Source organism: Aurantiacibacter marinus (genome assembly GCF_001021555.1).
Lineage (GTDB): Bacteria > Pseudomonadota > Alphaproteobacteria > Sphingomonadales > Sphingomonadaceae > Alteraurantiacibacter > Alteraurantiacibacter marinus.
In genome coordinates, this window is record NZ_LDCP01000002.1 from 576,599 (window position 1) to 597,113 (window position 20,515).

General features: G+C 57.9%; 30 protein-coding genes and 1 pseudogene. All 31 read right to left on the bottom strand.

Annotated features, from left to right (window positions below; genetic code table 11):
- Positions 1-63: 63 nt before the first annotated feature.
- Positions 64-648, bottom strand: coding sequence for a hypothetical protein (locus AB731_RS09150; protein WP_047093374.1), 585 nt, complete (start codon positions 646-648; stop codon positions 64-66).
- 131 nt (positions 649-779) lie between these two features.
- Positions 780-2,924 (bottom strand): prolyl oligopeptidase family serine peptidase, encoded by a 2,145-nt coding sequence (locus AB731_RS09155; RefSeq protein WP_047093373.1) that lies wholly within the window; start codon positions 2,922-2,924, stop codon positions 780-782.
- A 77-nt stretch (positions 2,925-3,001) separates the two neighbouring features.
- Complete coding sequence (locus AB731_RS09160; protein ID WP_047093872.1) at positions 3,002-4,381, bottom strand: serine hydrolase domain-containing protein; 1,380 nt, start codon at positions 4,379-4,381, stop codon at positions 3,002-3,004.
- A 102-nt stretch (positions 4,382-4,483) separates the two neighbouring features.
- Positions 4,484-4,903, bottom strand: a complete 420-nt coding sequence (gene rplQ, locus AB731_RS09165; RefSeq protein ID WP_047093372.1) for a 50S ribosomal protein L17 — start codon at positions 4,901-4,903, stop codon at positions 4,484-4,486.
- A 91-nt stretch (positions 4,904-4,994) separates the two neighbouring features.
- Positions 4,995-6,050, bottom strand: coding sequence for a DNA-directed RNA polymerase subunit alpha (locus AB731_RS09170; protein WP_047093371.1), 1,056 nt, complete (start codon positions 6,048-6,050; stop codon positions 4,995-4,997).
- Between the two features lie 112 nt (positions 6,051-6,162).
- Positions 6,163-6,552, bottom strand: coding sequence for a 30S ribosomal protein S11 (gene rpsK, locus AB731_RS09175; RefSeq protein WP_047093370.1), 390 nt, complete (start codon positions 6,550-6,552; stop codon positions 6,163-6,165).
- Between the two features lie 66 nt (positions 6,553-6,618).
- Positions 6,619-6,987 (bottom strand): 30S ribosomal protein S13, encoded by a 369-nt coding sequence (rpsM, locus tag AB731_RS09180; RefSeq protein WP_047093369.1) that lies wholly within the window; start codon positions 6,985-6,987, stop codon positions 6,619-6,621.
- Positions 6,988-7,284: 297 nt separating this feature from the next.
- Positions 7,285-7,833 (bottom strand): SRPBCC family protein, encoded by a 549-nt coding sequence (locus AB731_RS09185; protein WP_047093368.1) that lies wholly within the window; start codon positions 7,831-7,833, stop codon positions 7,285-7,287.
- 38 nt (positions 7,834-7,871) lie between these two features.
- Positions 7,872-8,522: an adenylate kinase gene (locus tag AB731_RS09190; protein ID WP_047093367.1), complete on the bottom strand. Its 651-nt coding sequence runs from the start codon at positions 8,520-8,522 to the stop codon at positions 7,872-7,874.
- Positions 8,523-8,578: 56 nt separating this feature from the next.
- Positions 8,579-9,943 carry a preprotein translocase subunit SecY gene (secY, locus tag AB731_RS09195; protein ID WP_047093366.1) on the bottom strand — a complete coding sequence of 455 codons (1,365 nt, stop codon included), beginning with the start codon at positions 9,941-9,943 and terminating at the stop codon, positions 8,579-8,581.
- A 107-nt stretch (positions 9,944-10,050) separates the two neighbouring features.
- On the bottom strand, positions 10,051-10,584 hold the full coding sequence (gene rplO / locus AB731_RS09200) for a 50S ribosomal protein L15 (protein WP_047093365.1): 534 nt from the start codon (positions 10,582-10,584) through the stop codon (positions 10,051-10,053).
- A gap of 45 nt (positions 10,585-10,629) precedes the next feature.
- Positions 10,630-10,815 carry a 50S ribosomal protein L30 gene (gene rpmD, locus AB731_RS09205; RefSeq protein ID WP_047093364.1) on the bottom strand — a complete coding sequence of 62 codons (186 nt, stop codon included), beginning with the start codon at positions 10,813-10,815 and terminating at the stop codon, positions 10,630-10,632.
- 5 nt (positions 10,816-10,820) lie between these two features.
- Complete coding sequence (gene rpsE, locus AB731_RS14240) at positions 10,821-11,609, bottom strand: 30S ribosomal protein S5 (protein ID WP_082126428.1); 789 nt, start codon at positions 11,607-11,609, stop codon at positions 10,821-10,823.
- 1 nt (position 11,610) lies between these two features.
- The gene (rplR, locus tag AB731_RS09215) at positions 11,611-11,955 is read right to left on the bottom strand and encodes a 50S ribosomal protein L18 (protein ID WP_047093363.1); all 345 of its coding nucleotides are present in this window, start codon (positions 11,953-11,955) and stop codon (positions 11,611-11,613) included.
- A gap of 1 nt (position 11,956) precedes the next feature.
- Positions 11,957-12,490, bottom strand: a complete 534-nt coding sequence (rplF, locus tag AB731_RS09220) for a 50S ribosomal protein L6 (protein ID WP_047093362.1) — start codon at positions 12,488-12,490, stop codon at positions 11,957-11,959.
- Positions 12,490-12,885, bottom strand: coding sequence for a 30S ribosomal protein S8 (gene rpsH, locus AB731_RS09225; RefSeq protein WP_047093361.1), 396 nt, complete (start codon positions 12,883-12,885; stop codon positions 12,490-12,492). The genes rplF and rpsH overlap by 1 nt, the downstream gene beginning before the upstream one ends.
- Positions 12,886-12,896: 11 nt before the next feature.
- Positions 12,897-13,202, bottom strand: a complete 306-nt coding sequence (gene rpsN / locus AB731_RS09230; protein ID WP_047093360.1) for a 30S ribosomal protein S14 — start codon at positions 13,200-13,202, stop codon at positions 12,897-12,899.
- Positions 13,203-13,226: 24 nt separating this feature from the next.
- Positions 13,227-13,808: a 50S ribosomal protein L5 gene (gene rplE / locus AB731_RS09235; protein ID WP_047093359.1), complete on the bottom strand. Its 582-nt coding sequence runs from the start codon at positions 13,806-13,808 to the stop codon at positions 13,227-13,229.
- Positions 13,801-14,121, bottom strand: coding sequence for a 50S ribosomal protein L24 (gene rplX, locus AB731_RS09240; RefSeq protein WP_047093358.1), 321 nt, complete (start codon positions 14,119-14,121; stop codon positions 13,801-13,803). The genes rplE and rplX overlap by 8 nt, the downstream gene beginning before the upstream one ends.
- Positions 14,121-14,489 carry a 50S ribosomal protein L14 gene (gene rplN, locus AB731_RS09245; RefSeq protein ID WP_047093357.1) on the bottom strand — a complete coding sequence of 123 codons (369 nt, stop codon included), beginning with the start codon at positions 14,487-14,489 and terminating at the stop codon, positions 14,121-14,123. The genes rplX and rplN overlap by 1 nt, the downstream gene beginning before the upstream one ends.
- Positions 14,490-14,718: 229 nt before the next feature.
- A pseudogene (gene rpsQ / locus AB731_RS14245) lies at positions 14,719-14,949 on the bottom strand (30S ribosomal protein S17); the annotation flags it as partial.
- Between the two features lie 10 nt (positions 14,950-14,959).
- A complete protein-coding gene (gene rpmC, locus AB731_RS09255) occupies positions 14,960-15,172 on the bottom strand; it encodes a 50S ribosomal protein L29 (RefSeq protein WP_047093356.1) in 213 nt (70 codons plus the stop codon).
- Entirely contained in the window at positions 15,172-15,609 is a 438-nt protein-coding gene (gene rplP, locus AB731_RS09260) for a 50S ribosomal protein L16 (protein ID WP_047093355.1), read from the bottom strand. The genes rpmC and rplP overlap by 1 nt, the downstream gene beginning before the upstream one ends.
- 14 nt (positions 15,610-15,623) lie before the next feature.
- Positions 15,624-16,319 carry a 30S ribosomal protein S3 gene (gene rpsC, locus AB731_RS09265; RefSeq protein WP_047093354.1) on the bottom strand — a complete coding sequence of 232 codons (696 nt, stop codon included), beginning with the start codon at positions 16,317-16,319 and terminating at the stop codon, positions 15,624-15,626.
- Between the two features lies 1 nt (position 16,320).
- Positions 16,321-16,698, bottom strand: coding sequence for a 50S ribosomal protein L22 (gene rplV, locus AB731_RS09270; RefSeq protein WP_047093353.1), 378 nt, complete (start codon positions 16,696-16,698; stop codon positions 16,321-16,323).
- Positions 16,698-16,973 (bottom strand): 30S ribosomal protein S19, encoded by a 276-nt coding sequence (gene rpsS / locus AB731_RS09275; protein WP_047093352.1) that lies wholly within the window; start codon positions 16,971-16,973, stop codon positions 16,698-16,700. The genes rplV and rpsS overlap by 1 nt, the downstream gene beginning before the upstream one ends.
- A 6-nt stretch (positions 16,974-16,979) precedes the next feature.
- Positions 16,980-17,816: a 50S ribosomal protein L2 gene (gene rplB / locus AB731_RS09280; RefSeq protein WP_047093351.1), complete on the bottom strand. Its 837-nt coding sequence runs from the start codon at positions 17,814-17,816 to the stop codon at positions 16,980-16,982.
- Positions 17,817-17,820: 4 nt separating this feature from the next.
- A complete protein-coding gene (locus tag AB731_RS09285; RefSeq protein WP_047093350.1) occupies positions 17,821-18,132 on the bottom strand; it encodes a 50S ribosomal protein L23 in 312 nt (103 codons plus the stop codon).
- Positions 18,125-18,760, bottom strand: a complete 636-nt coding sequence (gene rplD, locus AB731_RS09290; RefSeq protein ID WP_047093349.1) for a 50S ribosomal protein L4 — start codon at positions 18,758-18,760, stop codon at positions 18,125-18,127. The genes AB731_RS09285 and rplD overlap by 8 nt, the downstream gene beginning before the upstream one ends.
- Positions 18,761-18,765: 5 nt before the next feature.
- Positions 18,766-19,644 carry a 50S ribosomal protein L3 gene (rplC, locus tag AB731_RS09295; RefSeq protein ID WP_047093348.1) on the bottom strand — a complete coding sequence of 293 codons (879 nt, stop codon included), beginning with the start codon at positions 19,642-19,644 and terminating at the stop codon, positions 18,766-18,768.
- A gap of 257 nt (positions 19,645-19,901) precedes the next feature.
- Positions 19,902-20,213, bottom strand: coding sequence for a 30S ribosomal protein S10 (rpsJ, locus tag AB731_RS09300; RefSeq protein ID WP_039095569.1), 312 nt, complete (start codon positions 20,211-20,213; stop codon positions 19,902-19,904).
- Positions 20,214-20,515 lie beyond the last annotated feature (302 nt).

Sequence of the window (20,515 nt, forward strand, 5' to 3'; positions counted from 1 at the left end):
ATTACGGGCTAGGCGGCCCAGGCTGACACCAACCTGAACCGCCCCGATGCCGTTCAAACTCCGTTAGAGCCCGCGGATACCGCGGAAGTCGATATCGACGACCCGGCCGTTGCGGAATTCACATTCAAAGCGGCCCTCGTCCCAGCCATCGTTGCGGTAGCCACGGCGATAATCGCCGCGATGTCCACGGCTGCGATAATTGTCACGAACTGCAATCCGGCCTTTCACTTCAAAACCGTGACGTTCACGGTCCACATCGCGGATTTCGTAAACTTCGGCGCTCGATCCGGTGTAACGCTGGGCGGTACGCTCTGCGGCCCGGACACAGGCTTCTACTGCACGGCGGCCATTGTTGGCATAACCGCGATTATCCCGGCGATTGTGACGGTAGTTGTCACCGCGATAGTCCCGGTCGCGGTAGCGTCGGTCACGATCATCATAGCGATCATTGTTGCCCGACGAGAGGATGGCAGCAAGCCCGCCGAGAATAACGGCGCCGGCAATCACTTCACCTGCAGAAATACCGTCATCATGACGGTCGCGGTAGCGATCCTGCGCAGCGGCAGGAGACACTGCGGTCACAGCCATCGCGCCAGCCGCGACGGTCGCAAACGTGCCCTTGGCAAATGCTTTGGTTATGGACTTCATGGTGCTTCTCCTTCCGAAGCAGATGGCTGGATTGCCACCCGGTAAGAAGGTTATGGCCGGCGCGTCCTTAGGTGAGCCTGAACTTGCGCGTTAGGCGGCGTTCAGGAAAGCGTTGAGTTTCCTGAACGCACTTACTCTTCGACTTCCAGTCCGGTCCAGTGTCCAAAAAAGCTCAAAATATCAGCTGCTTCGGCTATCGCCTTGTCCGTCGGCTTGCCCGATCCGTGGCCAGCGCGGGTCTCGATGCGGATCAATTGTGGCCGTTCGCCCAAATCCGCTTCCTGTAAGGCAGCGGTGTATTTGAAGCTGTGCCCGGGCACCACCCGGTCATCTGTATCGGCTGTCGTTACCAGCAGTGCCGGATAATCCATGCCGCGCTGGATGTTATGGTATGGCGAATAGGCCCGCAGGATGCGCCAGTCATCCTCACGGTCGGGATGGCCGTAATCGTCCACCCAGTATCGACCGGCAGTCCATTGGTCGAAGCGCAGCATATCCATCACGCCAACCGCCGCATTGCCCGCTGCAAACAGATCGGGACGCTGGTTGACCACAGCGCCGACAAGCAGGCCGCCATTCGATCCGCCCTGAATGGCAAGCCCGCTTTCCGGCGTAACGCCTTCGGCCATCAGAAACTCACCGGCAGCGATAAAGTCGTCAAACACGTTCTGTTTGTTCGCGCGCCTGCCGCCATCGTGCCATGCCTTGCCATATTCGCCGCCGCCACGAATGTTGGCGAGGACATAGGCCCCGCCTGCTTCCACCCACGCGAGCCGCGATGCGGAAAAGCCTGGGCTGAGCGAGACGTCGAAGCCGCCATAGCCATAAAGCAAAGTAGGCACTGCCTCAGCTCTGGCAGCAACATCGGCGCGGCGTACGATGAACATCGGCACGCGGGTGCCGTCGCGGCTTTCATAGAAGCGCTGTTCGACCACAAAATCATCGGGTGAGAAGGTGACTTCGGGTGAGGCAAACACCGTGCTTTCGCCTGTGGTCACATCATAGCGATAGATCGTGCTGGGGCGATTGAAGCTGGAGAATGCGTAGAATGTCTCCGCATTGTCCGGACTGCCGCCAAAACCGCCTGCGCTGCCAAGGCCCGCAAATTCAATCTCGCGAACCAATTCGCCGCCGAGCGTATAAACGTATGCGCTGGAGGACGCGTCCTCCAGATATTCGACGATCAGATGACCACCGACCATGCCTGCACCGGCAATAGGCTGATCCTTCTCTGCCAGCACTTCGGTCCAACCGGCCGCAGCATTGTCCATGTCGATAGAGAGAATGCGGTAGAGCGGCGCCTCATGATTGGTCACGAAAAACAGGCGTGAGCCGACACTTTCGATCATGCTCCAACTGTTTTCGAAGCCGCTGACCAGCGGACGCGCCTGCCAACCGAGCGTATCACGCGCGGCAAGGTCAATCATATGCACTTCATAACGGGAATCGGTGCCGGTGGAGGACGTGACAATTGCCCAGCGGCCATCGTCGCTGGTGCCAGCGCTGTGATTGCGTTCCGGGAAGTCCGGCGTTGCGTACACAAGCTGATCAGAAGCCTGGTCCGTACCAAGCGCGTGGTAATAGACAGCCTGATTTGTGTTCAGCGCCTGAAAATCCTCACCCTCTTCGGGTTCGGGGAAGCGCGAATAGAGGAAGCCCTCCTCTCCCACCCATGAAAGGCCGGAGAATTTGACCCAGCGGATTTCGCCGCCAATGTGTTCGCCTGTTGCCACATCCAGTACGCGCACAATGCGCCAGTCGGTGCCGCCATCCTGCACGCTGTAAAGCAGTTTCGTCCCGTCAGGCGAAGGTACCCATCCACCCAGCGCCGTCGCGCCATCATCAGCCCATTCGTTCGGATCGATCAGCAGACGCGGCTCTCCCTCCAAACCGTCCCGAACATACAGAGGCGACTGGTTCTGGAGGCCCGAATTGCGGCTGTAGAAATAGCGGTCGCCGCGCGCGACGGGGACGGAGAAACGTTCGTAATCGGTCAGCTCGCCGATGCGGCTTGCAAACCAGTCCCGTGCAGGAAGATTTTCCAGATAGGCATCGGTGACCGCGTTCTGCCGCTCCACCCAATCGGCCACGTCTGGATTGTTGCGCACATCATCTTCGAGCCAGCGGTAAGGATCTGCGACCTTTTCGCCAAAGATAGTCTCAACCACATCGCCGCGGCGGGTTTCAGGATAGTCGGGAGCTGTCATGTCCTGCGCGTTAGCGGGAATGGAGATTGTGGCAAGCAGCGTGGCTGCAGCAATAGCTGTTCGTTTCATGCGACCTCAGAATTAGCGTTCGGAGTAATGGTAGGTAGTTGGCAACGAAGCCTGACCGATGCAAGACGGCTTAAGGACTATTCATCCAGCGCGCCGAGCACATCGCGGGTAAAGGCCTCGATATCGAAGCCGGAGCCGCCCGCAGGGTCCTCCCCGCGCCGCACGATCACGAGATCACGGCTGGGGATGACGACGATGAACTGCCCGCGATTTCCTGCCGCCAGAATAGTGTCCGCCGGAATGCCTTCGGAATTGTTGAGCAGCCACCAGCCTGCTCCGTAACCCCACCCGCTTGCGCCATTCGGTTGCGGCCCGCTGGGCGTGGAGACGTACTCCACCCAGTCTTCGGGCAGAATACGCGTTCCGTCCGGCAGGATGCCATCATCGAGGTGAAGCTGCCCGAGCTGCGCCAGATCGCGCGCGGTCGACCATACCTGGCTGGAGAGGATGTAATTGCCCTGCCAATCTGTCTCCGCAATGGTGTGATCCATGCCGAACGCATCAAGCAGCGCGGATGGCGGAAGGTCAGAAAAAGTATGCTCAATTGCCTGCATTGCCGCAAGCGTATCGTTATTGGCGTAACGATAGGTGCTGCCGGGTTCAGTTATCAGCGGCCAGTCAACTGCCACCTCGTCCACCGTCGCTCCGCCGTAATAGAGCGGATCAGTGCGGTTGCCGGGCGTATCGGTATAGCGACCTGACGCCATGCGCAGCGCGTGATCGATTGTAATTGTAGCGCGTGGATCACGCTCCCCTTCGCCCAAGCCGGCGCTATAGGTGACATCGGCTTCACCGCGGTAAACTGCCGCCCCGACGAGGGTTGCGGCAATGCTCTTCGCGACGGACCATGTACGCTGGGGTACGTTCGGGCCATGATCCGACCCATAGGCTTCGCCAATCAATTTGCCCTCGCGCAAAATCACAACGGCGGTAGTCCGCGCGTCGGCACCATAAATCGGGCCAAAGCCAGCTTCCGCTAAAACACCATTTTCAGGCACTGCTGGCTCCAGAGCGAAGGCCCCGAACCGTGCGGCATTACGAAGGAAAATTTCGGTATCAGGCTCGGGCGCTTGTGCCCCAATCGGCAATATCGAGCACCCGCGATCAGGACGATGCATCGCGACACGCGGCAGCATGTCGTTGGCAAATAATACGCTGACGAAATCGATCACATCGTCAGCGCCGCGCTCGATCATCGCCGGCAGCGCCTCCACTATACCGTGAAGCGGTGCCTGGATACCTGTCAGTTCCCAACTCTCAACACTGCCTATGGAACGAGGCGCACCGAACAATTCCGCATTCGCAATCGCGCTGCACAGAAACATCGCCTTATAGCCCGCCGCCAGAGCGCGATCATACCGGGCATTGAGATCGGCTTGCGATTGTGCAGCGGCGGGGACGGTGAAGAGCAGCCCTGTGGTTGCCAGGGCAGCTGCGAACATGGTGGTGCGGATCATGACACACACTGTGCCATCAGCCTGATAAAATGAAAGGGGCAAAAGAAAAGGGCCGCCGGATCGCTCCGACAGCCCTTTCATTTGTTTCTTGGTGTGAGGCGGTTACGCGTCTGCGTATTCGTCTTCAGTCATCACCGGACCGCTGTCCTGACCCTTTGCGTCTGGGTCGCGATCGACGAATTCGATGTAGGCGATGGCGGCGGCATCACTGCCGCGGTAGCCGGCCTTGATGATCCGGCAATAGCCGCCATCACGATCGGAAAAACGCTCTGCCAATACTTCGAAAAGCTTCTTTTCCTGCGCTGCGTCCATCAAGCGGCTGTGCGCGAGACGACGGTTCGACAGGCCGCCACGCTTTGCCAGCGTGATCAGCTTTTCAACGTAGGGGCGAATTTCCTTCGCCTTGGCGGTGGTGGTAAGGATCTGCTCGTGCTTGATCAGCGCAGCAGCCATGTTGCGGAACATGGCAGTACGGTGCTGAGACTTCCGGCTGAGCTTACGCCCTTTAATACCGTGACGCATGATTGGTTACTCCAGTTTGAAAAAGGCCCGTATTAGGTAGCCCAGTGCAGGCGGCAGTCAGGGTCGCCGCCCATCACCCTGTTAGTGGCAATTAACCGAGCAGTTCCTGCTCAAGCTTCTTGGCCATTTCCTCGATGTTTTCCGGCGGCCAGCCAGGGATATCCATGCCGAGGCGCAGACCCATGCTGGAAAGCACTTCCTTGATCTCATTAAGCGACTTGCGGCCGAAGTTCGGCGTACGCAGCATCTCTGCTTCGGTCTTCTGGACCAGATCGCCGATGTAGATGATGTTGTCGTTCTTGAGGCAATTTGCCGAACGGACACTGAGTTCCAGCTCGTCCACCTTCTTGAGAAGGTAACGGTTGAGCTGGTTCGTGTCACTTTCCTGCGGCTCTGCAGCGACGCCAATCATGGCGGCCTGCGGCTGCGGGATGCCGTCTTCGAAGTGGACGAACAGCGTCAGCTGGTCCTGCAGGATGCGCGCTGCATAGGCAATCGCATCTTCAGGGGTGACGGTGCCGTCCGTTTCGATCGTCAGGCTCAGCTTGTCGAAGTCGAGTTCCTGACCAACGCGGGCATTTTCGACCTTGTAGCTGACCTGCTTGATCGGCGAATAGAGTGAGTCAACCGGGATCAGGCCGATCGGCGCATCAGCCGGACGGTTAGCCACGGCCGGCGAATAGCCCTTACCGGTATCGGCAGTCAGCTCCATATTAAGCGTTGCGCCTTCATCGAGGTGACACAGCACGAGATCCTTGTTGAGGATTTCGATGTCGCCAGACACGGCGATATCGCCGGCCTTCACATCACCTGGACCAGTAGCGGAAAGCTGCAGACGCTTGGGGCCTTCACCTTCCATCTTGAGGGCGATCTGCTTCACGTTGAGCACGATGTCGGTTACGTCTTCACGCACACCGGCAAGGCTACTGAATTCGTGCAGCACGTTTTCGATCTTGATCGACGTAATGGCTGCGCCCTGAAGGCTGGCGAGCAGCACGCGGCGCAGCGCATTGCCGAGTGTCAGACCATAGCCACGCTCGAGCGGCTCAGCGACGAAAGTCGCTTTGCGCTTCTTGTCGTTGCCTTCCTTGACGTCGAGAGTGTTGGGCTTCTTCAGTTCCTGCCAGTTCTTGGTATTGACGGACATGGACTTCCCCTAAAGGTAATATGTGGCGCACAAGCCGCGGGGCAATTGACCGCCGCGGCTGATGCAAATGACTGTTTGTGCGAGGACCGATTGCCCTCGCGGCAGACTTCGATCAGACGCGACGACGCTTTGACGGGCGAACACCGTTATGCGGGATCGGCGTTACGTCGCGGATGCTGGTGATATTAAAGCCCACCGCCTGCAACGCACGCAGTGCACTTTCACGGCCCGAACCCGGGCCCTTGATTTCAACTTCCAGCGTACGCACACCATGATCGGCGGCCTTCTTGCCGGCGTCATCAGCGGCGACCTGCGCTGCATAGGGAGTCGACTTGCGGCTGCCCTTGAAGCCCATCGCGCCTGCACTGGACCAACTGATAGTGTTGCCCTGCGCATCGGTGATAGTGATCATCGTGTTGTTGAAGCTGGAGTTGACGTGCGCAACACCGCTTGAAATATTCTTTTTATCGCGGCGCCTTACTCGGCCTGGTTCGCGTGCCATTGTTCGTGTTCCTCGTAACTCGAAAGAAGGGAAAAGCTGTGACCCAGGTTGCCCCAGGCCTCGCGCTTACTTCTTCTTGCCGGCAATCGGCTTGGCCTTACCCTTGCGGGTGCGGGCGTTGGTGTGGGTGCGCTGACCGCGGACGGGAAGGCCCTTACGGTGACGCAGGCCACGATAGCAGGCGAGGTCCATCAGGCGCTTGATATTCATCGCAGTGTCACGACGAAGATCGCCTTCCACGGTGATATCAGAATCGATGGTTTCACGGATCTGCACGACTTCACCATCGGTCAGGTCCTGCACGCGGCGGGAATGATCAATGCCGATTGTGTCGACGATCTTGCGGGCCGTGGTCGGTCCGATTCCGTGAATATAGGTAAGCGCGACAATCACGCGTTTGTTGGTGGGGATGTTTACCCCGGCAATTCGAGCCACTTATTAGTTCTCCATGCTCCACAGAAGCTTTGCTGGACCCGGCAAACGGGCGGCGCGCTTCTATCTCATAGCGGTTGCGTTTCGCCCGAAGCCGGGAATTGAAAAATCAAGGTCAGCATGAAAGCCGGCCTGAATCGGTCAAGTCTCTGCAAATGGACGATTGGTAGGCGCAAATAGGGTGATTCCCCCTCCACGTCAACAGGCGAAAGCGAGCCAGCGGTTCCCACTGCCCGTTTCCGGTCTTCCCGTTATCCTTTTGGCTTATAGCGAGCCTGCGAGCCCTAGTCAAAACAGCCGTTAACTTTGGTCAACCGCACCGCCCAATCGGTTGACCAGGTCGCCTAGAAACTCAGCTTGCACCCCGTCAACGACTGGTCCGAATTGCGCGACCGGAAATCGCGCTTGCCCGCCGGCGATATAATCCCAGGTAATACGGATACCACCATCATCTTCGGATAGCGTAACGGTCAAGGTGCCCACCAGTCCTTCGGACTGCAGCGGCCCCAGCGATCCGGACATGCGCAGCATCGTTCCAGGCATTACCATCACAACGCGCATATGCTCGACAGATCCGGCAGCCCAATCACCGTTTGCGGGCAGGCTTTCGCAGAAACAACCACCCGCCCGGGATTCAAGATGCAAATTTGCGGAATCGTTGGACCAAGTGTGGCTCCACCACTGTTCCGGGTGAACAAGTTCTTCCCAGACAGCTGACCTATCAGCTGCCACGATTACAGAATGTGAACTGGCGAAACCGCCATGCTCGGATTCGATGATCTCGGCAGCTGCGGGCCCTGCATAAAGTAAGGCTGCGGCCACCAAAGCGGCGACGTAAAATCTGTTCATTCCTCATCCCTTTGTTGGGACAAAAAATAAGCAAACACTCAACCGGCTGCCAGGACTTTCTCGATCGCGGTCGTGACATTATCGATGGTGGCCATGCCATCAACGCGTTGTACAATGCCGCGAGCATCGTAAATCGGCAGAATTGGCGCAGTTTTCGCACGATATTCGTTCATGCGGGTCCGCACCGTTTCCTCGGTGTCGTCAGGACGCCGCTTGAACGCGGTTAAACCGCACTTGTCGCAAACGCCTTCCACGGTCGGCATCTTGTGCCTGTCGTGGTAACCTTCGCCGCAATTTTCGCAGGTGAAGCGGCCCGTCACGCGGTCAACCAGCGCTTCCTCATCAACCAACAGTTCGATGACATGATCCAATTTGCGGCCATGCTTGCTGAGGATTTCATCCAGCGCATGGGCCTGCGCCTCGGTCCGCGGATAGCCATCGAAAATTGCGCCAACCTTGTCGCCCATATCCGACAGCTTGGCGTCGATCATGGCGGACACGATATCGTCGGAAACCAGCTCGCCAGCATCCATTACCGAAGCTACGCGGCGACCGAGATCGGTATCGGCCTTGCGCGTTTCGCGCAGCATGTCTCCGGTCGAAAGCTGCAGCATACCGTGATGCTCAACCAGCAAGTTGGCCTGTGTGCCCTTGCCTGCACCGGGAGGGCCCAAAAGGATGATGTTCATGCCAAGATGCTCATTGTGCCAGCGATTCCCCGTAAAATTGAGCCAGCACCGCCAGCTTAGCGCGTCCGGCCTTTCAGCTTGGCCTTCTTGATAAGATCACCATACTGATGCGCGAGCAGATGTGATTGGATCTGGCTGATGGTATCCACAGTCACGTTGACGACAATAAGCAGACTGGTGCCGCCAAGAAAGATCGGGATGCCCGTTTGCGCGATGCCCCATTCTGGAATGACACAAACCAGTGTGAGATAAATCGCTCCGACCACCGTAATGCGCGACAGCACATAATCGATATATTCTGCAGTTCGCTTGCCTGGGCGGATGCCTGGAATGAAGCCACCCTGCTTTTTCAGGTTCTCTGCAGTATCTTCAGGATTGAAGACAACTGCGGTGTAAAAGAAGCAGAAGAAGATAATGCCGGCAGCATACAGCGCCATGTAGAGTGGTTGGCCATGCGCCAGATACTGGTTTAGCGACTGGATGAAGCTGCCCGACCCGCTGGTCGTATCAATCGAATTGCCGGCAAACTGCGTGATCGTCAGCGGCAGCAACAGCAGCGAACTTGCGAAAATCGGCGGAATAACACCGGCGGTGTTGAGCTTCAGCGGCAGATGTGAACGATCCGCCTGCATGCCGCCGCGCTGCTGGGCGCGTTTGGGATACTGGATCAGCAAGCGGCGCTGGGCACGCTCCACGAAGCAGATGACCAGAATGAGACCAATTATCATGAACAGCATTCCGCCGATCACGATGCCGCTGATGGAACCGGTGCGGCCGCCCTCGAACAGATTGACAGCAAAGCTTGGGAACTGGGCAACAATACCCGCCATAATGATCAGCGATACGCCGTTACCGATACCGCGACTGGTGACCTGTTCACCCAGCCACAGCAGGAACATGGTTCCACCAACGAGGTTGATCACCGTCACAATACGAAACTGGATGCCTGGATCGACCACGGCCTGCAGACCGCTTTGCGCGCCATAGGCTTCAAGCCCACTGGCGAGGAACCAACCCTGGATCGCGCACAGGAACACTGTGCCGTAACGCGTATATTGATTGAGTTTCTTGCGACCTGCTTCGCCTTCCTTCTTGAGCGCCATCAGGCTGGGGTGCAGCGATGATGCGAGCTGGATGACGATGGAAGCGGTGATGTATGGCATTACACCAAGCGCGATCAGGCTCATCCGCTCAAGCGAACCGCCAGAGAACATGTTGAACATATCCAGGATGCCGCCGCGCGTCTGGTCATAAAGCGTTTCCAGAACCATCGGATTCACGCCGGGAAGCGGAACGAAGCTGAGGAAACGGAATACGATCAGTGCACCGATGGTGAACATGATTCGCTGCTTGAGCTCGGTCGCCTTGCCAAAATTGGCAAGGCTGAGCGTGCTGGCGATATTATCGGCGCGAGATGACATCTGAAGCCTTAATCCTGATCAAGTCGCCGGACCCTCCCCGGCTCTGGAGAGCTAGATAGTGAGGCGCGGGCCCGATGTCGAACCCCGCGCCTCAATTTTGTCCCAGCTTACTTGGTACGCTCTGCCTTGGCAGCGGTATTGGCCGCACGACGAGCTGTCTTCTTTTCGTGCTCCGATGGGCCACGATCGATGACGTCAACCTTGCCGCCAGCCTTTTCTACAGCAGCAACCGCGCCCTTGGAGGCACCGGCAACATTGAAAGTCAGCTTGGCAGAAATTTCACCCTTGCCGAGGAGACGAACGCCGTCTTTGCCGCCACGAGCAACACCAGCAGCCTTCAAGGCCGCGTGGTCAATGGTTGCCTTGGCGTCGAGCTTCTTTTCATCAACCAGCTTCTGGATCTGGCCGACGTTCACTTCAGCGTAGTCCTTGCCGAATGGATTATTGAAGCCGCGCTTAGGAAGACGCATGTGAAGCGGCATCTGACCGCCTTCAAAGCCCTTTACGGCCACGCCAGAACGGCTCTTCTGGCCCTTCTGGCCGCGGCCCGCAGTCTTGCCCTTGCCGGAGCCGATACCACGGCCCACGCGCATGCGCTCTTTACGGGCGCCCGGATTGTCTCTGAGATCGTTAAGTTTCATATCTTGCACTCGCTTTCGCTGTTTTCGCGCTAGTGAAAGCGTCGATTACTCGACGATTTGCACCATGTGCGGCACTTTCTTAAGGGCGCCGCGCACTTCGGGGGTGTCCTGCAACTCAACTACCTTGTGCATCTTGTTCAGGCCGAGGCCGATCAAAATCTGGCGTTGAATCTTCGGACGACGGATCGGCGAACCGATCTGCTTGAGCTTGATGGTTTTCTTGTCTGCCATCGTTCTTACTCCGTAAGGGCCGCTGCGTCAGCCTCGGCCTCCGCTTCGCTGACACCGCCACGACCGAGAAGGTCAGCGACCTTCTTGCCCCGGCGCTGCGCGACCGACTTCGGCGAGGACTGGTTGTTCAGCCCGTCGAAGGTAGCGCGGATCATGTTATAGGGATTGGACGTACCGACCGACTTGGTCACAACGTCTGCAACGCCAAGCGCTTCGAAAACGGCACGCATCGGACCACCGGCGATAATACCGGTACCCGCAGGTGCCGAGCGCACAACCACTCGGCCAGCACCGAAGTGGCCAGTGCCATCATGGTGTAACGTGCGGCCTTCTTTCAGAGCAACGCGGATCATCTTCTTTTTGGCAGCTGCGGTAGCCTTGTTGATGGCTTCCGGCACTTCACGGGCCTTGCCGTGGCCGAAGCCAACGCGGCCCTTGCCATCACCCACCACGACCAGCGCGGCGAAACCAAAGCGCTTACCGCCCTTCACCACCTTGGCAACACGGTTGATGTGGACGAGCTTTTCAATCAGCTCCTCACCGCCATCATCGCCGCCACGGCCGCCACGGCGATCGTCACGACCGCCACGGCCACGGCCACCGCCGCCTCCACGATTGTCGTTACGGCCACCACGGCCACCACCGCCACGATTGTTATCGCGTGTGCGCGGCTGACCTTCAGCACCCTGAGCGGCTGACTGATTGGCAGCGGCTTCAGATGTTGTTGTCGTCGGCGTCGGGGTCGAACCTTCGTTCGTGACCTTCACGTCTTCGGTTGTCTTTTCGTCAGCCATATTAGAACTCCAGCCCGCCTTCGCGAGCGGCATCGGCCAGCGCTTTCACGCGGCCATGGAACAGGAAACCACCGCGGTCGAACACGACAGTCGTCACGCCAGCCTTCTTGGCAGCCGCGGCAATATCCTTGCCGACCTTGACTGCAGCATCGACATTCGCGCCGGAGCTTTTTTCGCCAAGCGTGCTGGCAGCAGCCACGGTCCGACCATCCTTGTCGTCGATGACCTGGGCGTAGATGTGCTTGCCCGTGCGATGCACGGAGAGGCGGGGCTTGGAGCCGGAACGCTTGCGGAGTGCAGTACGCACCCGGCGGCGGCGGCGTTCAAAGAGAGAGAGCTTTGCCATCTTACTTCTTCTTCCCTTCCTTGCGGAAGATGTACTCGCCGCGATACTTCACACCCTTGCCCTTGTAAGGCTCAGGCTTGCGCCATTCGCGGATCTCGGCAGCAAACTGCCCGACCTTCTGCTTGTCGATACCCGAAATCTCGACCGTAGTCTGGTCGGGCGTCTTCACATCGATACCTTCAGGAACATCAAGATCGACATCATGGCTGAAGCCGAGCTGAAGCTTGAGCTTCTTGCCCTGAGCCTGCGCACGGTAACCGACGCCGTTGATCTCGAGAACCTTGGTGAAACCTTCGGTAACACCGTCAACCAGGTTCTGTACCAGCGTGCGCTGCATACCCCAGAACTGGCGTGCCTGAGTGGTTTTGTTGACGGGGGCGATCCGAATTTCATCACCGCCGACATCATATGTGATGAGATCGAACATGGTCATCGTGAGTTCGCCCTTGGGGCCCTTCACGCTAAGCACGCCGTCCTCAGTCTTGGCGGTAACGCCGGCCGGGATGGATACCGGCTGCTTGCCAATGCGGCTCATCAGAACACCTCCGCAAGCACTTCGCCGCCGACGTTCTCGGTGCGTGCTTCGGCATCCGAGAGCACACCCTTGGGTGTCGAGACGATGGTGATGCCAAGGCCATTACGGACTACCGGAAGCTCTTGGCTTCCCGAATAGACCCGGCGACCCGGCTTGGAGACGCGTGCCACGAACTTAATCGCTGGCTCGCCTTCGAAATATTTCAGTTCGATCCGCAGTGCCTTGTGCTTGCCGCTGTCGTCTTCACTGTAGCCACGGATGTAGCCTTCACGCTGAAGAACTTCGAGGACGTTTGCACGCAGCTTGGAAGCGGGCGAGAGGACAGAATCCTTCTTCGCCTGCTGGCCGTTGCGGATGCGGGTGAGCATATCACCCAATGGATCGGTCAATGCCATGGTTTAGATCCTCACCAGCTCGACTTGGTCACACCCGGGATCAAGCCTTTGTTGGCCAGATCACGGAGTTCGATGCGGCAAAGCCCGAACTTGCGGTAATAGCCGCGCGGGCGGCCGGTCGTGTTGCAACGGTTGCGCACCCGCGTTGGGTTCGCATTGCGCGGGATTTCAGCCATCTTCAGACGGGCAATCAGACGTTCTGAATCGTCAAGCGATTTGTCGTCTGCGATAGCCTGAAGCTTGGCATATTTGCCCGCATACTTCTTGACGAGCTGCTTGCGCCGCTCGTTCTTGTTTATGGAACTCAGTTTCGCCATTGGACTTAAGCTCTCCTGCGCCGCTTACGCGGCCTCTTTTTCTTCTGCGGCTGCATCAGCCGGGAACGGGAAACCGAACAGACGGAGCAACTCGCGCGCTTCCTCGTCGGTCTTTGCGGTGGTGGTGACAATGATGTCCATGCCACGCACCTTTTCGATTTTGTCGTAGCTGATCTCTGGGAAGATGATCTGCTCTTTGATGCCCATGGCATAATTGCCCTGGCCATCGAACGACTTGGGATTCAACCCACGGAAGTCGCGAATACGCGGCATCGCGATGGTCACCAGACGGTCAAGAAATTCGAACATACGGTCACGGCGCAGGTTAACCTTGCAACCGATCGGCATGCCATCACGCAGTTTGAACTGCGCGATCGACTTCTTCGCCTTGGTAATCACTGGCTTCTGACCAGCGATCAATTCCATTTCGGCAGCAGCAGTCGCAACCTTCTTTTTGTCCTGACTTGCCTCGCCCACACCCATGTTGAGTGTGATCTTCGACAACTGCGGAACCTGCAGGCGGTTGGTATAACCGAACTTCTCGGTCATCGCTTTCACGATTTCGTCCGCATACTTCTGCTTCATGCGGGGTGTGTAATCAGCCATCAATGGTCTCCCCGGATTTCACGGCAATGCGCACTTTCTTGCCGTCCTTTTCCTCAAAACGGACGCGCGTAGGCTTTCCATCCTTCGGATCAGCAACAGCAACTTTTGCGAGCGCCAGTGGAGCAGGAATGCGATCGATACCGCCCTGCGGGTTCGCCTGGCTTGGCTTGCGGTGGCGGGTCATCACATTGACACCTTCCACAAGAACCTTGCCCTGTTTTGGCATAACCTTCTGAACGGTGCCCGAAACGCCTTTGTCCTTGCCCGAAAGCACGACGACGGTGTCACCTTTTTTGATTCTAGCGGAAGCCATCAGAGCACCTCCGGCGCAAGCGAGATGATCTTCATGAAGCCCTTGCCGCGCAGTTCACGCACCACCGGGCCAAAGATACGAGTGCCGATAGGCTCTTCGTTCTTGTTCACGAGCACCGCGGCGTTCCCGTCGAAACGGATAACGCTGCCATCGGGACGACGAACATCCTTACGGGTACGCACGATCACCGCGCGGTGAACGTCACCTTTTTTGACCTTGGCACGCGGTTGGGCTTCCTTGACGGAAACCACGATCACGTCCCCGACACTCGCGGTACGACGCTTAGAGCCACCCAGTACCTTAATGCACTGGACGCGCTTAGCGCCGCTGTTGTCCGCGACGTCGAGATTGGATTGCATCTGGATCATCGATCCGGTTCCTTCTCATTGGCTTTCCGAGACTTTGGCACATGCCCGCCCGGAAGTTCCTAACGTCTGCTCTTCGCCGAAACGAAGAAGCTACTAATTACTCGGCTTTCGCCTCTTCCTTGTCGGACTTTGCAGGCTTTGCTTCGACCTGCTTGTCCGCCGGAGCGCCAGTTGGCTGGGATTCCTTCACATCGATGTCAGCTTCAACAGCTACACCCTTGCTCGCTACCAACCGGTCGATCACCTTCCAGGTCTTGGTCTTGGAGATTGGCTTCGTCTCCTCGATCCGGACGGTGTCGCCCACTGTATATTCGTTCGCTTCGTCATGCGCGTGATACTTCTTCGAACGCTTGATGATCTTCCCGTACAACGGGTGCTTCACTCGGCGTTCGACCTTCACGGTCACGGTCTTGTCGGTCTTGTCGGATGTGACAGTCCCGCTCAGGATACGCTTCGGCATTGTCTGCTCCTTACGCTTCAGCGCCAGCGGCAGTTGCCGCGCGCTCGTTTTGAAGCGTTTTGATCTGCGCAATTTCGCGGCGGACCTGCTTGACTCGGGCTGGGCCCTCAAGCTGGTTGGTCGCTGCCTGGAAACGCAGGTTAAACTGCTCTTTCTTGAGAATAACGAGCTGCTCTGCGAGCTGATCGTCAGTCTTCATACGAAGGTCTTCTGTCTTCGCCATTACTTGCCTCCACCCAGGTGCGAGGTGTCGCCCATACGTGCGACAACTTTCGTCTTGATCGGCAACTTCATCGCTGCACGGCTGAAAGCTTCGGCGGCCAGCGGGCCGGGTACACCATCAAGCTCGAACAAAATCCGACCCGGCTTTACCCGAGCAGCCCAGAATTCAACAGAACCCTTGCCCTTACCCTGACGGACTTCTGCAGGCTTCTTCGAAACAGGCACATCGGGGAACACACGGATCCACAAACGGCCCTGACGGCGCATGTGACGTGTAATCGCACGACGCGCAGCTTCGATCTGGCGTGCAGTAATACGCTCAGGTTCCAGAGCCTTGAGCCCGTAGGAGCCAAAGTTCAGATCGGTACCACCCTTGGCCTTGCCATGGATCTTGCCCTTGAAGGCCTTGCGGTACTTGGTTTTCTTCGGTTGCAGCATGTTATCTACTCACCTTAACGCGCAGGCCGGACGCCGGCCGTCTGCGATTCCATCATCAGACGATCCTGCGAGGTCGGGTCATGGCCCAGAATCTCACCCTTGAAGACCCACACCTTGATCCCGATGATGCCATAGGCAGTCAGTGCCTCAGCTTCGGCGTAATCAATGTTGGCGCGGAGCGTGTGCAGCGGCACACGGCCTTCACGGTACTGTTCGACACGGGCAATTTCTGCCCCGCCAAGCCGGCCGCCACACATGATCTTGATGCCTTCGGCACCAAGACGCATGGCAGACTGCATGGCGCGCTTCATCGCACGTCGGAATGCAACACGGCGGATCAGCTGATCGGCAATGCCCTGCGCGACGAGCTTCGCATCGATTTCCGGCTTGCGGATTTCAACGATGTTCAGTTTCACTTCGCTGTCGGTCATCTTGGCCAGTTCAGCGCGCAGCTTTTCAATGTCTGCACCCTTCTTGCCAATGATGACACCGGGACGCGCCGCATAGATCGACACACGGCACAGTTTGGCCGGACGCTCGATCACCACCTTCGAGATGGCTGCCTGCGGCAGCTTCCCGACGATGAACTTGCGGATCATGATGTCTTCCTTGAGCAGCTTGGCGTACTCGCCGCCTTCGGCGTACCACCGGCTGTCCCAGGTGCGGTTGATCTGCAGGCGCAGACCGATCGGATTGCTCTTATGACCCATCTTAAGCCTCTTCCTGCTCGCGAACGACGATCCGCAACCGGCTAAACGGCTTGAGGATGCGCGTGGACTTGCCACGGCCGCGCGTCGCGAAACGCTTCATGGTGATCGCCTTGCCAACACTCGCCTCGGCAACGACCAAGGAGTCGACGTCGAGATCGTGGTTGTTTTCCGCATTGGCGATCGCGGATGCGAGCACCTTGGTTGCATCACGGGCCATCGCACGCTTGGAGAAGGAGAGGATGTTCAAGGCCTCTTCAACCTTCTTGCCACGGATCAGCGCGGCAACAAGGCCGAGCTTCTGTGCGGAGCCACGAATTGTAGTGCCTACGGCCATCGCTTCATTATCAGCGACGCGGCGTGGTGATTTCGCCTTGCCCATTATCGCTTACCCTTCTTGTCGGCAGCATGACCGGGGAATGTGCGCGTTGGCGCGAATTCACCGAGCTTGTGCCCAACCATTTCCTCGCTGACCGAGACCGGGATGAACTTGTGACCGTTATAGACGCTGAATGTCAGGCCGACGAAATCCGGAAGGATCGTCGAACGACGTGACCAGGTCTTGATCGGCTTGTTGCTGCTTGCCTCTTGTGCGTCCTGCGCCTTCTTCAGAAGGTGCAGATCAACAAAAGGACCTTTCCAGACGGAACGTGCCATCGTGTCTTACCTCTTCTTCTTAGCATGACGCGAACGGATAATCACCTTGTCCGTCTGCTTGTTCTTGCGGGTACGAGCGCCCTTGGTCGGCTTGCCCCATGGAGTAACCGGATGACGGCCACCGCTGGTACGACCTTCACCACCACCATGCGGGTGATCGACAGGGTTCTTGGCAACACCGCGAGTAAGCGGCTTGATGCCCATGTGACGGCGACGACCGGCCTTACCCAAATTCTGGTTCTGGTTGTCGGGGTTCGAAACCGCGCCAACCGTACCCATACAATCGGAACGCAGGTAACGCTGCTCACCGCTGTTCAAGCGAACGATCACCATTCCGCGGTCGCGGCCGACCAGCTGCACATAGGTGCCGGCTGAACGCGCTATCTGACCACCCTTGCCAGGCTTCATCTCCACGTTGTGGATGATGGTGCCGACCGGCATCTGGCCGAGCAACATGGCGTTGCCTGGCTTGGTGTCGGTCTTCTCGCCAGCAATAACCTTCTCGCCGGGAGCGAGACGGTTGGGAGCGATGATATAAGACAGTTCACCGTCTTCATACTTGATCAGCGCGATGAAAGCCGTGCGGTTAGGATCGTATTCGATCCGCTCCACCGTTGCTTCCATGTCCCACTTACGACGTTTGAAGTCGATGAAGCGATACTTTTGCTTGTTACCGCCACCGATACCACGCGACGTGATATGGCCTTTGTTGTTACGCCCGCCGCTCTTGGTCATGCCCTTGGACAATGACTTGACCGGGCCGCCTTTGTGGAGACCGGTCTTGTCAACCAGGACGAGAGCACGCCGGGACGGGCTTGTCGGTTTATAATTCTTCAGTGCCATCGGATCAGCCCACGCCTTCAGTGATATCGATCGACTGACCTTCAGCCAGTGTCACGATAGCCTTCTTGAAATCGGAACGCTTGTAAGGCTTACCCTTCCAGCGCTTCGACTTGCCCTTGGTCAAAATCGTGTTCACGTTCGTGACCTTCACGTCGAACAGAGCTTCCACAGCAGCCTTGATTTGCGGCTTGGTGGATGTGTTCGCGACCTTGAAGACCACGGCGTTATGTTCGCTCAGCAACGTCGCCTTTTCGGTGATGTGCGGTGCGAGGATTACGTCATAGTGACGCGCGTCCATTCCTTGCTTCTTAGCCATTGAAACGCGCCTCCAGCTTTTCAACCGCGTCCGTGGTCAGGACCAGCGTGTCGTGGTTGAGAATGTCGTAAACATTGGCACCCATGGCAGGCATCACATTGACGCCCGGCAGGTTACCAGCGGCCTTGGCAAAGCCATCAGCCACGCTCGCGCCATCAATAACCAGAACTTTGCCGTTCCAGCCATTCTTGTCGAAGTGGCCTTTCAGCGCTTGGGTCTTGACCTCGTTCAACTCAAGACTGTCAACGATCACCAGACCGTCTTTCGCCTTGCTCGAAAGCGCCATTTTCAGGCCGAGCGCGCGGATCTTCTTGTTGAGCGACTGATTGAAGTCACGCTTGCGCGCACCATGCGCCTTACCACCACCGATGAAGATAGGGGCACTGCGAGCACCGTGACGTGCGCCACCGGAACCCTTTTGCTTGCCCCACTTCTTACCCGTGCGAGCAACGTCGGAACGCTCCCGCGTCGGACGCGCAGTGGCGCGGCGATTTTCGAGCTGCCACGTAACAACGCGGTGCAGGATGTCGGCACGCGGCTCAACACCGAACACGGCATCGTTAAGCTCAAGCTCTCCGCCCTTGCCCGATACGGCCTTGCCGTCGATTTTCTGGACCTTCACCTTCATGGCGATCAGCCTTCCTTGTTTTCGTCAGACGCAGGCGCATTGCCCACGCTGTCGGATTCTGCAGAACCGGTGTCGGTGTCAGCACCGGCTTCCTGTTCCTTAGCCAGCTTTTCCTGAGTAGCCGCATCGACTTCAGGGTTCACTTCGTGCTCCGCCGCGCTCTCTACGAGACCGGGGGTTGCATCTGGCGTTGCGGTTTCGTCAGCGTTCCGGCGCATTGCACCAGGGAACGGGACGCCCTCTGGTAATGCGACCTTCACCGCATCCTTGACCAGCAGCCAGCCATTCTTCGTGCCCGGGACAGAGCCCTTGACGAAGATCAGGCCGCGGTCGGCATCGGTGCGCACGATTTCAAGGTTTTGCTGGGTGCGTTGACGGTCACCCATCTGACCGGCCATCTTCTTGTTCTTGAAGACCTTGCCCGGATCCTGGCGCTGACCCGTCGAACCGTGCGAACGGTGAGAGATGGAAACGCCGTGCGTTGCGCGGAGACCCTTAAAGCCCCAGCGCTTCATGGCACCGGCAAAGCCCTTACCAACCGTATGGCCGGTAACGTCAACCATCTGTCCAGCGATGAAGTGATCAGCCGTGATCGTCGCGCCGACGGGAAGGAGACCTTCCTCATCAGCCACGCGGAATTCAGCAACTTTCTTCTTCAAGCCAACTTCAGCCTTTGCAAACGCTTCGCGCTGCGGCTTGTTGACGTTCTTGTGCTTTGCATCCCCGGCACCAAGCTGGACCGAGAAGTAGCCGTCGCGTTCGGCTGTTTTGTTTCCAGTGACCTGACAGCCCTCCAGAGACAGAACGGTCACGGGAACGTGACGTCCATCCTCCTGGAACAGGCGGGTCATCCCGACTTTTTTCGCGATCACGCCAGTGCGCATGACCAAAACTCCTAACAGAGGCACAAGGGGACCATTCCCCAGATGCTTGCCAACCCGAATTTTCGTAACGTCGCCCCGTCCGGGCTGAGTGCTCTTGCAGCCACCTGGCTGGTTGAGCGAGACGGGGGACGCGGCCCGGAGAAACTCCGGCGGTATCCCTATGTCTTGCCGATCTTGCGAAACGGCGGGGCCATATGGAGCCCCTTAACTCTCCGGCCGGCTTAAGGTCCTGCCAGGCGGACCAATCGAAGCGTGACCTAGGCCAGCTTGATTTCTACATTTACGCCAGCAGCAAGGTCGAGCTTCATCAGCGCGTCAACCGTCTGTGCGTTTGGCTGCACGATATCGAGCAACCGCTTGTAAGTGCGCACCTCGAACTGCTCGCGCGACTTCTTGTCGACATGCGGGCCACGGTTCACGGTGAACTTCTCAATACGCGTCGGAAGAGGAATAGGACCACGAATAAGTGCGCCAGTTCGGCGTGCGGTGTCCGCGATCTCTCCAGTTGCCTGGTCGAGCACGCGGTGATCGAAGGCCTTGAGGCGAATGCGGATATTCTGAGCGTCCATAAATTCCAACTACCGATGCGAAAGAGCCAAGGGGCAGAAACCCCAAAAACAAAAAGGCCCGCCCCGCGTATCCCCGGTTTCCCGGAACGGGCGGCCTTCCCGTAAAATTCATTTCGGAAGAGACGAATCCCTTCCTGTAGGCGCGCATATACGGAGGTGACCCTCTGCTGACAACCCCCGAATTCGGCCTTTTCGGCTTTGTTCGCGATAAGGTGCCTTTGAATATGCGTCAGACAGAAACTCTGCCTTCATAAAAAGGGCCCGGCACTCGCGTGAGTACCGGGCCACTTTTTGCAGTCCGC